At 66.5% G+C, this 14,950-nt stretch carries 15 protein-coding genes and 1 tRNA gene; 8 read left to right on the plus strand and 8 right to left on the minus strand.

Features of this window, described 5'->3' with window-relative positions; translation table 11 throughout:
- Nucleotides 1–21: 21 nt before the first annotated feature.
- Genes L1080_RS26105 through L1080_RS26115 form a run of 3 tightly spaced genes read right to left on the minus strand, consistent with a single transcriptional unit; the run spans nucleotide 22 to nucleotide 1,453 of the window.
- Entirely contained in the window at nucleotides 22–630 is a 609-nt protein-coding gene (locus L1080_RS26105) for an SRPBCC family protein (RefSeq protein ID WP_159918475.1), read from the minus strand.
- Entirely contained in the window at nucleotides 627–1,001 is a 375-nt protein-coding gene (locus tag L1080_RS26110) for an ArsR/SmtB family transcription factor (RefSeq protein WP_159918474.1), read from the minus strand. The genes L1080_RS26105 and L1080_RS26110 overlap by 4 nt, the downstream gene beginning before the upstream one ends.
- A gap of 56 nt (nucleotides 1,002–1,057) precedes the next feature.
- The gene (locus L1080_RS26115; protein ID WP_250774132.1) at nucleotides 1,058–1,453 is read right to left on the minus strand and encodes an SRPBCC family protein; all 396 of its coding nucleotides are present in this window, start codon (nucleotides 1,451–1,453) and stop codon (nucleotides 1,058–1,060) included.
- Nucleotides 1,454–1,562: 109 nt separating this feature from the next.
- Between L1080_RS26115 and L1080_RS26120 the strand changes: the two genes are divergently transcribed.
- Nucleotides 1,563–1,964, plus strand: coding sequence for a VOC family protein (locus L1080_RS26120; protein WP_250774123.1), 402 nt, complete (start codon nucleotides 1,563–1,565; stop codon nucleotides 1,962–1,964).
- On the opposite strand, the gene L1080_RS26125 is transcribed toward L1080_RS26120, so the two are convergent.
- The 3 genes from L1080_RS26125 to L1080_RS26135 form a co-directional block, all read right to left on the minus strand.
- Complete coding sequence (locus tag L1080_RS26125) at nucleotides 1,951–2,631, minus strand: helix-turn-helix transcriptional regulator (protein ID WP_250774121.1); 681 nt, start codon at nucleotides 2,629–2,631, stop codon at nucleotides 1,951–1,953. The genes L1080_RS26120 and L1080_RS26125 overlap by 14 nt on opposite strands.
- 32 nt (nucleotides 2,632–2,663) lie before the next feature.
- On the minus strand, nucleotides 2,664–3,104 hold the full coding sequence (locus L1080_RS26130) for a DUF6292 family protein (protein WP_250774119.1): 441 nt from the start codon (nucleotides 3,102–3,104) through the stop codon (nucleotides 2,664–2,666).
- 236 nt (nucleotides 3,105–3,340) lie between these two features.
- A tRNA-Leu gene (locus L1080_RS26135) sits at nucleotides 3,341–3,426 on the minus strand.
- Nucleotides 3,427–3,682: 256 nt separating this feature from the next.
- Between L1080_RS26135 and L1080_RS26140 the strand changes: the two genes are divergently transcribed.
- From L1080_RS26140 to pknB, 7 genes are all read left to right on the plus strand, one after another.
- Nucleotides 3,683–4,972, plus strand: coding sequence for an FhaA domain-containing protein (locus L1080_RS26140; protein ID WP_159918470.1), 1,290 nt, complete (start codon nucleotides 3,683–3,685; stop codon nucleotides 4,970–4,972).
- A gap of 301 nt (nucleotides 4,973–5,273) precedes the next feature.
- Nucleotides 5,274–5,738, plus strand: coding sequence for an FHA domain-containing protein FhaB/FipA (locus L1080_RS26145; protein ID WP_159918469.1), 465 nt, complete (start codon nucleotides 5,274–5,276; stop codon nucleotides 5,736–5,738).
- On the plus strand, nucleotides 5,735–7,180 hold the full coding sequence (locus L1080_RS26150; protein ID WP_250774117.1) for a PP2C family protein-serine/threonine phosphatase: 1,446 nt from the start codon (nucleotides 5,735–5,737) through the stop codon (nucleotides 7,178–7,180). Before L1080_RS26145 ends, L1080_RS26150 begins: the two co-directional genes overlap by 4 nt.
- On the plus strand, nucleotides 7,180–8,634 hold the full coding sequence (locus L1080_RS26155) for an FtsW/RodA/SpoVE family cell cycle protein (RefSeq protein ID WP_159918467.1): 1,455 nt from the start codon (nucleotides 7,180–7,182) through the stop codon (nucleotides 8,632–8,634). Before L1080_RS26150 ends, L1080_RS26155 begins: the two co-directional genes overlap by 1 nt.
- Nucleotides 8,631–10,118 carry a penicillin-binding transpeptidase domain-containing protein gene (locus L1080_RS26160; protein WP_109325352.1) on the plus strand — a complete coding sequence of 496 codons (1,488 nt, stop codon included), beginning with the start codon at nucleotides 8,631–8,633 and terminating at the stop codon, nucleotides 10,116–10,118. Before L1080_RS26155 ends, L1080_RS26160 begins: the two co-directional genes overlap by 4 nt.
- Before the next feature lie 2 nt (nucleotides 10,119–10,120).
- On the plus strand, nucleotides 10,121–11,497 hold the full coding sequence (locus tag L1080_RS26165; protein WP_250774114.1) for a protein kinase domain-containing protein: 1,377 nt from the start codon (nucleotides 10,121–10,123) through the stop codon (nucleotides 11,495–11,497).
- On the plus strand, nucleotides 11,494–13,413 hold the full coding sequence (pknB, locus tag L1080_RS26170) for a Stk1 family PASTA domain-containing Ser/Thr kinase (protein ID WP_109325350.1): 1,920 nt from the start codon (nucleotides 11,494–11,496) through the stop codon (nucleotides 13,411–13,413). Before L1080_RS26165 ends, pknB begins: the two co-directional genes overlap by 4 nt.
- A 60-nt stretch (nucleotides 13,414–13,473) precedes the next feature.
- On the opposite strand, the gene L1080_RS26175 is transcribed toward pknB, so the two are convergent.
- A complete protein-coding gene (locus L1080_RS26175; protein ID WP_159918464.1) occupies nucleotides 13,474–14,127 on the minus strand; it encodes an aminodeoxychorismate/anthranilate synthase component II in 654 nt (217 codons plus the stop codon).
- A 54-nt stretch (nucleotides 14,128–14,181) separates the two neighbouring features.
- A complete protein-coding gene (locus L1080_RS26180; RefSeq protein ID WP_250774112.1) occupies nucleotides 14,182–14,883 on the minus strand; it encodes a DUF881 domain-containing protein in 702 nt (233 codons plus the stop codon).
- Between the last annotated feature and the right edge of the window lie 67 nt (nucleotides 14,884–14,950).

The raw sequence follows: 14,950 nt of genomic DNA on the forward strand, positions 1-14,950 counted from the left end.
CCGCAGCCCCGCGCCATCAAGTCACCCGTTGTCGGAGCCGCCCGCGTGTTGTGCCTCGATTTTGGCCCATTCCCTGCCGCGGTGGTTGGCGAGACGCAGCTCTTCGGCTTCGTCGAAGGTGTACCACTCGGTGCTGGGGCGGTCGGGTAGGACTCCTCGCAGGTATTCGCCGAGGTAGTGCAGTGGTCCTTCCCATCCCGTTCCGACGCCGTAGCAGCCGGTGTCTGGATCGTTGCGGAACACGTCGGCGACAGAGGCGTGCTCCAACACCAGCCACGTGGCGTCGGGACCGTCGGAAGTCAGCCGGACCTCGACCTGGTCGCTGTAGCCACGATCGCCGGGCGGTGTCCACTCGAGCCGCAGCAGATGCGGGGGGTCGCAGACGAGAATTTTCCCACTGGCCTGCCCCTCGAACGCATAGGAACCACCTGCGCGCAGGTCGCCGCTGACGGGGAGGAAGAAGCGGTTCACACGGTCTGGGGTCGTGATGGCGTCCCACACGTCCTTGATAGGCGCTTCGTATCGACGCTCGAGCACCGCCGTTCGCGCTGGGCCTTCAGCAATTTCCCGGTTGCCCATTGCCCGTTTCACAGCCGTCAGGCTGGTGTCTTGGCTGGCGATCTCGTTCACTGTCGGTCTCCTTCATTGGATGAGTCGGGATGTGACGGTCGGCTCGTTCGGCGCTCCCGGCGTCCGCGAGCGAGTTCGGTGGCCAACGCGTCGAGCGGTCCGGTCCAGAACCGCCGAAACCCTTCGAGCCACTGATCGATTTCTTGCAGCGGCGCCGGCTGGACCGCGTAGAGGCGTCTCGTGCCTTCGCGCCGGACCGTGGCGAACCCGTTCTCCCGAAGAACCCGCAGGTGTCCCGACACCGTCGGCTGCGAGATACCGAACTCGGCCGCAGCAACTTCGGTCACCTGGCCGGCCGAGCACTCCCCCTCTGCCAAGAGCTCCAGAATCCGCCGCCGGACGGGGTCGCCGAGAACATCGAACGCGTGCACAATCCCTTTATATCGGTATCAACCAATATAGGCAAGACCCGATGAAGCGCGCCGGCTCACCGTTCCAACAGCCCCTTCAACCGCTGCAGGTCCGCGGTGACGGCCGCGGCGTCGGCGGTGAACTCGTCGACGCCCATCCCTTCTCTTAGTCGGAGGGTGAAGACGACTTCGCTGTGTTCGCCGTCGGGGATGACGCGAACCGGGTTGTAGACGGTGTCTCCGCCCGGGAGGGTGACGTGGTGGTCGAGCACTCCGAAGTCGTTGGGTGGCGCGAAGGCGACGAACACCTGCCCCATCGGCGAGTCGGCGACCCAATGATCGCCCTCGCGGGCGATGCTGCTGCTCAAACCGGCAGCCCAGGCCGGCAGATTGGCTGGGTCGCTCGCATAGGCGTAGACGTCGGCGGCACTGCGAGCGATGAACACACTGACATGGGTGGATTCGCGGGTCATGGCTCCAGCATCCCCGTTGTTCCGCAAACCTGATTGAAGGAATCGGACGGCGCGTCGGATGTCCGAAATCTTCTATTTCCACGACGTCGTCCGAAGCTAGCTTTGCGGCATGACGATTCCTACTTTTGCCGCCATCGAACTGGTGGTTCACGACCTCGCCGCATCATTGGCGTTCTACCGTCGCCTCGGCCTCGACATCCCGGCCCGGTCTGAGGAGGCGCCACATGTCGAGTTCGAACTTCCCGGCGGAATACGACTGCTGTGGGACACCGTCGAGACCGTCCGGTCGTTCGAGCCGGACTGGACGACGCCTCAGGGTGGACATCGGGTGGCACTCGGGTTCGATTGCGGTAGTCCGGATGTCGTGGACAAGGTATTCACTGACCTGACCGACGCCGGCTACCGCGAGAGACATGCCCCTTGGGACGCGCCCTGGGGTCAGCGTTACGCCACGATCGACGACCCGGACGGCAATCCGGTCGACCTGTTCGCGCCACTCACGACGACGTGACCAATCGGCCGAAGGAGCGGCCGGTCAACTCGTTCGACTCGCGGATCAAGTGAGCTTGGTCGGCGAACCCCGCCAAGCTTGCCGCCTCCGCGGCAGACATCGATCCCACCAACTCCCTGGCCCGCTGCAGCCGGAGAATGCGCGCCAGCACCTTCGGCCCGTATCCGAACTCCCGACGACACAGCCGGTGCAGTTGGCGTTCGCTCATACCGACACGATCCGCCACCTCCCGGACAGGGCACTGACGTGCAAGCAGGCTGACGGTCACCGCGATTCTGCGGTCCGGCCTCGCAATAAGCCGGCGACGGGCGGCGAACTTCTCGAGTTGGGTGGCGGGATCACCGTGCTCGGCGATCGAGGACAGAAGCCGGGCGGTGTCGTCGTCGTAGAGCACGTCGGCGAGCGGCACCCGCGCGTTCGCCAAAGCCTCCGCCGGCGTCCCGAGTAACGCCGGCAGGGTGCCGGGCGCACATCGCAATCCCACGAGGTGATCGCCGGGGCGAGTGCGGGCAATGTAGGGACGAGAATCCGGACCCGCCACGACGACGTCGCCGTTCATCCAGATGAGATCCATGCATCCGTCGGGCAGAATCGCGCCGTCACCGCCCGCTGCGGTCTTTTCCCACACCACGGCGCCGGCGAAGGTAGAGCTCCGCTCCGAGTACATGCGCTCATGCTAGGCAGTGGGTCCGACCCGGACTATTCCCCGAAGAATCCCCGCACGACTCTCGGTGCAGGCTGGGCCCCGTGGTGGAGTTCTTGGAGCGCCCGCAGACGCAGATCCCCGACCGCGGGGCCCCTGGACGCCCCGGGCACCCACTCGCCGAGATCGGCGACCGCTTCGACGACGCGGTCGGCACATCGGGCGGCCTCCGGGACCCGTCCGATCCCGAGGCTCTCGATGATCACCACGTTCCCGTCCGTGAGTCCGCGTACTCCGACCGACCACCCGAAGTGGCGGTTCCAGGCCAGAACGACCTTCCGTCCCGGGTAGCAGGGGATTTCCGAGGACAGTGTCAGGACCGCGTCGAATGCGGGTATCTGCCACCACTCCACCGTGTCCGCTTCCACCGTCGCAGCAACGGACCGGATGTACTCGACGACATGCGTAGCACCGGCAACCCGGAGCGCTTTGTTCATGATTCGACCCACCTTCGACGAATCCGGCGGCGCAGAGGCAGGCGAATTCGTGCGCCTCAGCCTTCAGTTACCCGCTGCGCTGCTGAGCGGGGACGGAACCCGCTGATCGGGTCCCTCTCGTCAGGTATTCGGCGCAGAACCGGCCGCGGACGGGATCGACTTTCCGCCGGGAACGACGAAAGCCACGAACTCGTTTCGAGTTCGTGGCTTTCGTTGTCGCGGTTCGAAAACCGCTGTGGTGGGCGAAGGGGGACTTGAACCCCCACGTCCCGAAGGACACTGGCACCTGAAGCCAGCGCGTCTGCCATTCCGCCACTCGCCCGAGCGACTGGAGAACATTATCACGAGGCCATCGGAAATCGCGATTCGTGCAGGTCAAGCCCGGAAATGCCCACAAAAACCCTCGTCCGGACAAAGACCGATATCATGCTAGTGCGTAGACCCGTGTCGCGGCTCGATGCAGTGACAGTACCGTGGGATATACGCATGGAAGTGTCGCGACACGAACGGGGTCACGGCACGACCGACGCGCCGAACATGTCGCAGGCCGACGAGCGAGACACTGTAAGGAGGTTCCGATGGGGATAGTGCAACGTTTCGAGCGGAAGCTCCAGGGAGCAGTGGGTGACGCGTTCGCACGGGTCTTCGGCGGCGGCGTGGTGCCGCAGGAAGTGGAGGCGGCACTTCAGCAGGAGGCTGCCGATCGTATTCAGGAGCTCGAGGGCGGCCACCTGCTTGCTCCGAACAGCTACGTCATCGCCATCAACAACTCGGATCACGAAGGCCTTGCCGCCGACAGAGACCTGACGGTCAAAGCCTTCTCTCGTCACCTCGAAGACTTCATTCGCGACCAGGGCTGGCAGACGTATGGTCCCATTCATGTCGCGTTCGAACCATCGCCTTCACTGCACACCGGGCAGTTCCGCACCCGGGGTTCGGTGGATCCGGATGCGGGTCGCCCGGGCGCGACCCCACCGGGGCGACCCGAACCGCCGCGCGGTCCCGCACCGCGACCACAGGCACCGTTTGTACCCGTCACGTCGAATCCAGGAGCTGGCCCCATGACGCAGAACTCAGGCTACGACCCCAGCCGCGAACCAGCGGGCAACCGTAAGCCCGATCCGCAGTACGCGCGCAACGGTCACGCCCATGCGGGCCAGGACCAGGGATACCCGCCTGGTTACCAGAACGGTTACGACCGGGGCGGCTACCCGCAGGCCGGCTACGACCAGCAGCAGCCTTACCCCGAGGCGCCGCGTGGTGGATACCCGCAGGATCAGCAGGCCTACGGCCAGGCTTACGAGCAGGCACCGCAGGCGCCCGGCTACGAGCAGCCCGCCGACGACGGCTACGACTACCGCGAGGCCGGATACGCCCAGGACTACCGGGGTGGCTACGACCAGGGCGCTCCCGCGCGCTACCCGGACGGTACCTACGCCGAAGCCGGCTACCAGCAGCCGCAGGCGTACGACCGTGGCGGCTACCAGCAGGGTGGCTACGACCAGCAGGCGTACGACCAGGGCTACTCGGACTACGACCAGGGCGGCTACAACCAGCAGGCCTACCCGCCCGAGGGGCACACGTACACCGCCACGCTGCAACTCGAAGACGGCAGTGGACGCCACTTCCAGCTGCGCGAAGGCAACAACATCATCGGTCGCGGCCAGGAGGCACAGTTCCGTCTGCCCGACACCGGGGTGTCACGTCGCCATATCGACATCCGCTGGGACGGTCAGGTCGCGATGCTGTCCGACCTGGGATCCACCAACGGGACCACGGTCAACGGTGCGCCGGTCCAGGATTGGCAGCTCGCCGACGGCGACATCATCCGGGCGGGGCACTCGGAGATCCTGGTTCGAATCCTCTGAGGCGCAGCCGACCGGAGACCCTGAGGCGCAGCCGACCAAACGACCTGAGGCGCAGCCGACCAAACGACCTGAGGCGAGGCCGACACAACTTATCCGGACCGCGTGCCGAGACCCTTTCGAGATGCGTTCGATGCTCGACCGACACCCCGTCGGAGGCCGTGTCGGAGGTAACACGGTGGCGACTCCGTATCGTTGGGGGCTGTCCGTATCCTGATCGCAGGGTGCGGATTGCCCCTATGATGCTGCGAGAAAAAGACGCCGGAGACTCGACCGTTTCGGCAACAGAAGGAGGTGGACTGCCGTGCAAGGTTTGATTCTGCAACTCACGCGAGCAGGCTTTCTGCTTCTGCTGTGGCTCTTCGTGTGGTCTGTACTCAGGGCGCTCCGGGGTGACATCTACGCAGGGTCCGGCGTCCGGGTTCCCCCCAGGTACTCGCGCACCGGCAACGTTCTGCCTTCCCTGGGTAAGACGAAGTCGGCCAAGTATCTCGTGGTCACGCAGGGTGGCCTGGCGGGCACTCGCATCACCTTGGGTACCCAGCCGGTTCTGATCGGGCGGGCCGACGACTCCACCCTCGTACTCACCGACGACTACGCGTCCACCCGGCACGCCCGGCTCTCTCCGCGGGGCGCCGATTGGTACGTCGAAGACCTCGGCTCCACCAACGGCACCTACCTCGACCGCGCCAAGGTCACCACATCTGTCCGCGTGCCGCTCGGTACTCCCGTACGCGTCGGCAAGACGGTAATCGAGTTGCGCCCGTGACCCTCGTACTCCGCTATGCCGCCCGCAGCGACCGTGGCCTCGTCCGATCCAACAACGAAGACTCTGTCTATGCCGGTGCGCGACTGCTGGCGCTGGCGGACGGTATGGGTGGTCATGCGGCAGGTGAGGTCGCGTCGCAGTTGATGATTGCGGCGCTCGCGCATCTCGACGACGACGAGCCGGGCGAAGACCTTCTGGGCAAGCTCGAGGCGGCCACGCGTGAGGGCAACGACTCCATCGCCGACCATGTCGAGGAGGATCCGGAGCTCGACGGCATGGGCACCACGCTCACCGCGATCCTCTTTTCCGGGAGCAAACTCGGACTGGTTCACATCGGCGACTCCCGCGCCTACCTTCTGCGCGACAACACCCTGACGCAGATCACGCGGGACGACACGTTCGTGCAGTCCCTCGTCGACGAGGGACGGATCACGGCGGAACAGGCGCACACCCATCCGCAGCGTTCCCTCATCATGCGGGCGCTCACCGGCAACGAGATCGAGCCCACCCTCACGGTCCGGGAGGCCCGCGCCGGCGACCGTTATCTGCTGTGTTCCGACGGGCTTTCGGATGTGGTGAGTGACGAGACCATCGAGAACACGATGCGTGAGGGCAGCCAGGACGAATGCGCCGACCGGCTCATCGAACTCGCGTTGCGCAGCGGTGGTCCCGACAACGTGACGGTCGTGGTCGCCGACGTCATCGACCTCGACTACGGGCAGAGCCACCCGATCGTGGCCGGGGCGGCATCCGCCGACGACGACGATGACGCCCCGCCGCCGAACACTGCCGCAGGCCGTGCCGCAGCGATGCGGCCGCCGCGCGCGACGCCCAAACGCGTCGTGCCGCAGGTCGAGGAAGCGCCGACGAAGAAGACGCGCCACCGTATGTGGTGGGCGGCGCTGGCGCTCGGTCTCATCGTCGTCGTCGCCGTCGCTGCCTTCGTAGGGCGGGCCCTGATCCGCAACAACTACTACGTCGGCGCCGACGGCGAACGTGTGACCGTACTGCGTGGCGTCCCGGGTTCGGTGCTGGGTTACTCGCTCCAGGAAGCCAACCTCGTCGGCTGTGTCACCGACACCGGTTCGCTCACGCTGATGTCGCCCACCGACTCGCCAACCGGGTGCACCATTCTCCAGGTCGACGACCTCCAGCCGTCGGCCCGCGAACAGGTCCGCGCCGGTTTGCCGTCGGGCAAGCTCGACGACGTCCGGAATCAGATGGCACGGCTGGCCGACAACGATCTCCTGCCCGTCTGCGAATCGCAGCCGGCCACGACCACCACTAGCCCTGTCCCGGTTCCGTCACCCACTCCGGAGCCTCCCCCGGCGCCCACACCTGCTCCGCCGGCGCAAACTCCCGAGACGGCTGTACCACCGACACCGACACCGACACCGACCACGACCCAGGTCCCCGGTCAGAACTGCAGGACGGCTAGCTGATGTCCGTCGCAAGTGCTTCACCGGGGGCGCAGTTTCCCAGTCCACCGGGCGGGTTCGCACCAGCCCCTGTCCAATCGACGCGTCGCAACACCGAGCTGATCCTCATCGGTCTCGCGATTCTGATCACGACTCTGTCACTGGTGCTGGTCGAGGCCAGCCAGGAACAGAGCATCACCTGGGATCTCGGCAAATACGCGGCAGCGTACGCAGCACTGTTCCTGATCGCGCACCTCGCGGTCCGGCGGTTCGCGCCGTATGCCGATCCGCTGATCCTTCCCATCGTCGCCCTGCTCAACGGCCTCGGGCTGGTGTTGATTCACCGCCTCGATCTGGCCGACGCACAGTCGGCCCAGTACTTCGGGCTGCCCGTCCCCTCGCCCGACGCCAACCAGCAGGTGCTGTGGACGACGCTGGCCATCGCGGGTTTCGTCGCTGTCCTGGTGTTGCTGAAGGACTATCGACTGCTCGCACGCTACAGCTACACGCTGGGTCTTGCGGGACTGGTCTTCCTCGCCATTCCCGCTATCCTGCCGTCGAGCTTCTCCGAGGTGAACGGCGCAAAAATCTGGATCCGGCTTCCCGGCTTCAGCATTCAGCCAGGCGAGTTCGCCAAAATTCTGCTGATCATCTTCTTCGCGTCCGTCCTGGTCGCGAAGCGTGACCTGTTCACCACGGCCGGCAAGCACATCTTCGGGATGGATTTGCCCCGTGCCCGTGACCTCGGCCCGATCCTCCTCGCCTGGATGGTGTCGGTGGGCGTGCTGGTGTTCGAAAAGGATCTCGGCACGTCACTGCTGTTGTTCAGCACCGTTCTGGTGATGCTGTACATCGCCACCGAACGCGTCGGCTGGCTGCTCATCGGCGGTGGGCTCCTCGCGATCGGTTTCTTCTTCGCCTATCACCTGTTCGGTCACGTACGGGTCCGCGTCAGCACGTGGCTCGACCCGCTGGCCGACTACAACAACACCGGATACCAGATCTCGCAGTCGTTGTTCGGGCTCGCAACCGGTGGTGTCGCCGGAACCGGACTCGGCAGCGGCCGGCCGGCGCAGGTGCCGTTCGCGAAGACCGACTTCATCGTGGCCACGATCGGCGAGGAACTGGGCCTGATCGGTCTCGCCGCCGTACTGATGCTGTTTCTGATCCTCGTCATCCGCGGCCTGCGCACCGCGCTCGCAGTACGGGACAGCTTCGGCAAGCTCCTCGCGGCCGGACTGTCGTTCACCATCGCCGTGCAGGTGTTCGTCGTCGTCGGCGGTGTCACCAAGTTGATTCCCCTCACGGGGCTGACCACGCCGTTCATGTCGTACGGTGGGTCGTCGCTGCTGGCCAACTACCTTTTGCTCGCCATTCTGATCAAGATCTCGGACGCCGCCCGCGAGCCGGCCGTCCCGAAGAAGAAGGGTCCCGCCCCCATCGCCGACGCTCCCACCGAAATGGTGCCGCGCACATGAACACACCACTGCGCCGCGTCGCGATCGCTGTCATGGTCATGGTGGTCGCCCTCCTCGCCAACGCCACCTATGTGCAGGTCATCAAGGCGGACGACCTTCGAGCCGATCCGCGGAACTCGCGCGTCCTCCTCGACGAGTACTCCCGCCAGCGCGGTCAGATCTCCGCCGCGGGACAGGTGCTCGCGGCGTCCGTGCCCACCGAGGACCGCTACAAGTACCTGCGGACCTACCCGCCGAACCCGGCGGCGCCGTCGAGCCCGCTGGCCAACGCACCCGTCACCGGCTTCTACTCCATGCAGTACGGCAGCACGGGTCTCGAGCGTGCCGAGGACCCGGTACTCAACGGTTCGGACAACCGGCTGTTCGGCCGCCGGTTCTTCGACCTGGTGTCGGGGCGTGATCCGCGCGGCGGCAACGTCGTCAGCACGATCAATCCGGTGATGCAGCAGGTCGCCTACGACCAACTGACGTCGAAGGGCTACACGGGATCCGTCGTGGCCATCGAGCCGAGCACCGGCCGGATCCTGACGATGGTGAGCACCCCGAGTTACGACCCGAACGTCCTCGCGAGCCACGACGGCACCGAGACCACGCAGGCGTGGGAGGCTCTCAACGCCGACCCCGGCAAGCCTCTGCTCAATCGGGCCGTATCGCAGACCTACCCGCCGGGCTCCACGTTCAAGGTGGTCGTCACCGCGGCCGCGCTCGGCGCCGGAGCTACCCCGGAAGACCAGTTGACGGCAGCGCCGCAGATCACCCTCCCCGATACTGCGACGACACTCGAGAACTACAACGGGTCCACCTGCGGCGGTGCACCGACGGCGTCGCTGCGTGAGGCACTCGCCAGGTCGTGCAACACGGCGTTCGTCGAACTCGGCATCAAGACCGGGGCCGACGCCCTCACCGATCAGGCGGCGGCGCTCGGCGTCGGCGGTCAAATGCCGGGTGTCCCGTTCCCGGTCGCGGACAGCACGGTGGGGTCGATTCCCGACGACGCCGCACTCGGTCAGAGCAGTATCGGCCAGCGAGATGTGGCGCTGACACCCCTGCAGAACGCGATGATCGCCGCTACCGTGGCCAACGGCGGGGTGCGCATGCAGCCGCAGCTGGTATCGGAACTGCAGGGACCCGACCTGTCCAACCTCGCGACGACCAACCCGGTGTCCGAGGGGCAGGCGATGTCGCCGCAGGTGGCCGCCACCCTGACAGACCTGATGATCGGCTCCGAGAACAACACCAGCGGTACAGGCAAGATCCCCGGAGTGCAGATCGCGTCGAAGACGGGAACTGCGGAGCACGGAACCGACCCGCGCAACACACCGCCTCACGCCTGGTACATCGCTTTTGCACCCGCACAGAACCCGACGGTCGCCATCGCGGTGATCGTCGAGGACGGCGGAGATCGAGCACTGGCCGCAACCGGCGGCTCGGTGGCTGCACCTATCGGCCGTGCCGTCATCGCAGCCGGATTACAAGGGGGCTGATTGTGGCACTGAACAACGGCGCGCTGATCGCCAATCGATATCGCCTGATCCGCCTCATCGCGACGGGCGGAATGGGACAGGTCTGGGAGGCGACGGACAACCGGCTCAACCGGCGCGTAGCCGTCAAGGTCCTCAAGTCCGAGTTTTCGTCGGACCCCGAATTCCTCGAACGTTTCCGCTTCGAGGCGCGAACCACGGCGCAGCTGAACCATTCAGGAATCGCCGGTATCTACGACTACGGCGAGGTGCGGGACAGCACCGGCGATTCGACCGCCTACCTGGTGATGGAACTCGTCAACGGTGAACCGCTCAATGCCGTCCTGGCGCGGGTCGGCCGGCTCGCGGTCCCCCATGCGCTGGACATGCTCGAGCAGACCGGGCGCTCACTGCAAGTGGCGCACGACGCCGGGGTCGTGCACCGTGACGTGAAGCCGGGCAACATCCTGATCACCCCCACCGGTCAGGTGAAGATCACCGACTTCGGTATCGCCAAGGCCGTCGAGAACTCGCCGGTGACGCGCACCGGCATGGTGATGGGCACCGCCCAGTACATCGCTCCGGAGCAGGCGCTCGGGCAGGACGCGACTGCGGCGAGTGACGTGTATTCGCTCGGCATCGTCGGCTACGAGGCCCTGTCGGGGCGGCGTCCTTTCATCGGGGACGGCGCCATCACCGTGGCGATGAAGCACGTGCAGGAGGCTCCGGCACCGCTGCCGGCAGACCTGCCGCCGAACATTCGCGAATTGATCGAGATCACCATCGCGAAGGACCCGACGGTCCGTTATTCCAGTGGCGGCGAGTTCGCGGACGCGGTCGCTGCTGTGCGGGCGGGCCGGCGTCCGCCGCCGCCCGGTGCGGTGGCTGGTGGAACGGCACGCGTGCTGCCGCCTCCTCCTCTGACGGGGGCCACCCAGATGATGCCCCCTTCGCAGGCGGCATACATGGGCCCGGTCACCGGGCAGGTTCCCGACCCGGACGACGACGACCGGAAACGCGGCGGCCTGACCAACGGTCAGAGGGCGGTGGCCTGGGGCGCCGGCGGCATTCTGCTGCTGGCGGCGATCATCGCCCTGGCAATGATCTTGTTCGACGGTGGTGACACGAAGGATCCGACAATTCCGGCGGTCACCTCGTCGCTGCGGACGATCACGACGACACCCCGTCCCACGACGACGACCACCACCGAACCGCCCACCACGACCACCACGGAACCGCCGACGACGACCACGACGACGGAACCCCCCACCACCACGACGACCACGACCACCACCGAACCGACGACGACCACGACCACCACGACCACCACCACCGAACCGACGACGACCACGACGACCACGTCGGAGGAGTCAGCTACTTCGACTTCACAAGGATTGCCATGACGACACCGCGTAACCTCTCCTCACGCTACGAGCTGGGTGAGATTCTCGGCTTCGGTGGCATGTCCGAGGTCCATCTCGCTCGTGACGTTCGCCTCAGCCGTGACGTGGCGATCAAGGTGCTGCGCGCCGACCTTGCCCGCGACCCCACGTTCTACCTCCGGTTCCGCCGTGAGGCGCAGAACGCGGCCGCGCTCAACCATCCGGCGATCGTGGCCGTCTACGACACCGGTGAGGCCGAAACCGAAGCCGGGCCGCTGCCGTACATCGTGATGGAGTACGTGGACGGCGACACGTTGCGCGACATCGTCCGGAGCGAGGGTCCGATGGCCCCGCGCCGCGCGATGGAGATCATTTCCGACGTGTGCGCCGCCCTGGACTTCAGTCATCGCAACGGCATCGTGCACCGCGACGTGAAGCCCGCCAATGTGATGATCAACCGTGCGGGCGCGGTGAAGGTGATGGACTTCGGCATCGCCCGCGCGATCTCCGACGCCTCCAGCCCGATGACGCAGACCGCCGCGGTGATCGGCACGGCCCAGTACCTGTCGCCGGAGCAGGCCCGCGGTGAGCAGGTGGATGCCCGTTCCGACGTGTACTCACTCGGCTGCGTGCTGTTCGAGATCCTGACCGGGCAGCCGCCGTTCAAGGGCGACTCACCTGTCGCGGTGGCGTACCAGCATGTGCGGGAGGATCCACAGACCCCGTCCGAGATCAACCCGGACATTCCGCGCGAGCTCGACTCGGTGATTCTCAAGGCGATGAGCAAGAATCCGGCGAACCGCTACCAGACGGCCGCCGACATGCGCAGCGACCTGGTTCGGGTCCTCGGCGGGCAGCGTCCCAGCGCACCGATGGTGATGAGCGACGAAGATCGCACCACCATCCTCGGTGCCGTCGACACCGGCGCCGGGCACTACCGCCGCCCGCCCGCACCGGTACCGGGTCCCGCCACGAGGAGTGAGCCGGCCGAGCCGGAGAAGAAGAACAACGCGCTGCGCATGGCACTGCTCGCGTTGGCAGGCCTGATCGTCGTCGGCATCGTCGGCGCCTTCCTGTGGTCGGTCGGACCGGGTTCGGAGGCCGACCAGGTGACCATGCCGGATGTGACGAACCAGAACGCGGACGAGGCGGAGACGACTCTGCAGAACCTCGGCTTCCGGGTAGCTCGGCAGCAGAAACCGGACGCTGTCGTGGCGACCGGCAACGTCATCACCACCCGTCCCGTCGGCGGTGTCCAGGTGGACGAGGGCAGCACGATCACACTCGAGGTGTCGAGCGGTCCCGAACAGGTGAAGGTGCCGCGACTCGCGGGCCTGAGCCAGCAGGAAGCGCAGCAGGAACTCAACGCAGTCGGGCTACGCCTCGATACCGCGGTCGCCCGTGCGCCGTCGTCGCCGTCGGAGATCGACACGGTGATCGACCAGAACCCGTCCTCGGGGGCGAGCATCGCACTCGACTCCGTGGTGGCCATCACCCTCGGCAGCGGGCCGGAGCAGATTCGTATTCCCGACGTGACCGGACAGAAGGTCGAGGTGGCGCAGGCCAACATCGAGGGCGCCGGATTCACCGCGGTCATCCAGCAGATCGACTCCGGTCAACCCAAGGGCGAAGTAGTGTCCACGGATCCCGTCGGCGGCTCGACCGCGGCCAAGGGCGACACCATCACGATTCGCGTGTCGAACGGCGACAACATCGCGATGCCCGACCTCACGGGCAAAACGGTGTCGCAGGCGCTGGCCACTCTCCGCAGTGCGGGCTGGAGCGGCTCGTCGAGCTCACTGGCCCAGACGCAGACGTCGACGCTCGACCCCGACATGGTCGGGAAGGTTCTCACGCAGCAGCAGCCGCCGGGATCCGAGATCGCCAAGGACGCGGTCGTGTCCGTCGGTGTGGGCACGCTCGGCATCCCGAGATAGGCGGCTCCGCCGCCTGTGCGCCTTTTTGGTTGCAGTAGCTACCAGAAAGGCGCACGGGGGCTACGCCCCCAACGCCTCCGCGACCTCGGCCTCGAGGGTGTCGACCAGCGAGTCCTGCGGGGCGTCGCCGCACACGGTGAGCCAGTTGGCCAGCATCCGGTGCCCACCCTGTGTGAGCACGGACTCCGGGTGGAACTGCACACCGTGGATGGGAAGCTCCCGGTGTCGCATGGCCATGACGATGCCGCTGTCCGTGTGAGCCGTCACCTCGAGTTCGTCCGGGATGGTGTCCTCGAGAACGGTGAGTGAGTGATAGCGCGTGGCGGTGAACGGATCGGGCAGGCCGGCCAGGACACCGTTCCCGCTGTGGTGGACGACGCTGGTCTTGCCGTGCAGCAGTTCCGGTGCCCGGTCCACGGTGGCACCGAACGCGGCTCCGATGGCTTGATGGCCGAGGCAGACTCCGAGCAGCGGGGTGCGGGAGTCGGCGCAGGCCTTCACGAGGTCCATCGTGGCGCCCGCCCGCTGCGGTGTGCCGGGTCCCGGGCTGAGCAGGATGCCGTCGAAGTCGGCAGCTGCTGCCGCTATCGCCTCCGGCCCGGTGAGGTTCGGATCGTCGTTGCGCCAGACCACGGCCCGTGTTCCCAGCTGCCCGAGGTACTGGACCAGGTTGAACACGAAGCTGTCGTAGTTGTCGACGACGAGAATCCTCATGGGACCAGGGTATTCTGCGCCCTTCGTTCGATACGCACCCGGGACCGCTGAAACTCAGTGCCCCGCGTATCCGGGCACGGTCAACTGGCCGGACGCCGTCTGCGAATAGCCGAGGCCGAACCGCGTGGCGTACTGCTTGAACACCCGGATGCCCGGCTCGTTGGCCAGTGCCGCCTCGAGGCGGGCCGGGTCGCCGATCGCCGACATCACGTACGGCGGGCTGTAGGTGCGTCCGTGCAGCAGCAGCGTGTTGCCGATGCACCGCGGCGCCGAGGTGTTGACGATCCGCTGGTCCTGCATGCCGACGGCCTCGGCACCGCCCACCCACAGTGCGTTCAGCACGCTCTGGACATCCTGCTGGTGCACGACGAGATCGTCCGGTGCTGCGTCCACTGGATACTTGCCGTCCGCGTCGCGGGGGGCGTCGGTGAGAGTGACGGTGATTCCGGGCCCGGTCATCGGGGTGAGCCCGGCGTCCGTGGCAAGGGCTTTGGTGTCGGCGAGCACCTGCGCGACCCCGGTGTCGGAGGCGGCGGCCTCCTGCTGCAGCGACTCCACCTCGGCTGCCAGCCGGTCGCGGGTCTCGGCCACGTCGTCCGTCTCGGCCTGGGCGTTGCGGACGAGGTCGGACAGTCGAGTGGAGTCACCGGCGCGAATTTCGTTGCCGTGCGACACCTGCCTGGTGGTGGCCACCAGCAACCCGGCGACCAGACACACCACCAGCACGGCGATCCGCCACAAGTTGGACCTGGTCACCGGTGTTTCCGTCCCCTCGTCCTCGCCCTGTGAATCGCGGCTACGTTAGCGTGTACAGCAACGCAGG

The organism is Rhodococcus sp. MSC1_016, from assembly GCF_023667485.2.
GTDB classification, from domain to species: Bacteria; Actinomycetota; Actinomycetes; order Mycobacteriales; family Mycobacteriaceae; genus Rhodococcus_F; species Rhodococcus_F oxybenzonivorans.

Coding starts and splice junctions, on each gene's coding strand:
- L1080_RS26125 (WP_250774121.1), bottom strand. CDS start 2,631: ATGTACTCGGAGCGGAGCTCTACCTTCGCCGGCGCCGTGGTGTGGGAA.
- L1080_RS26140 (WP_159918470.1), top strand. CDS start 3,683: ATGGGGATAGTGCAACGTTTCGAGCGGAAGCTCCAGGGAGCAGTGGGT.
- L1080_RS26130 (WP_250774119.1), bottom strand. CDS start 3,104: ATGAACAAAGCGCTCCGGGTTGCCGGTGCTACGCATGTCGTCGAGTAC.
- L1080_RS26155 (WP_159918467.1), top strand. CDS start 7,180: ATGTCCGTCGCAAGTGCTTCACCGGGGGCGCAGTTTCCCAGTCCACCG.
- L1080_RS26175 (WP_159918464.1), bottom strand. CDS start 14,127: ATGAGGATTCTCGTCGTCGACAACTACGACAGCTTCGTGTTCAACCTG.
- L1080_RS26160 (WP_109325352.1), top strand. CDS start 8,631: ATGAACACACCACTGCGCCGCGTCGCGATCGCTGTCATGGTCATGGTG.
- L1080_RS26115 (WP_250774132.1), bottom strand. CDS start 1,453: ATGACCCGCGAATCCACCCATGTCAGTGTGTTCATCGCTCGCAGTGCC.
- L1080_RS26120 (WP_250774123.1), top strand. CDS start 1,563: ATGACGATTCCTACTTTTGCCGCCATCGAACTGGTGGTTCACGACCTC.
- pknB (WP_109325350.1), top strand. CDS start 11,494: ATGACGACACCGCGTAACCTCTCCTCACGCTACGAGCTGGGTGAGATT.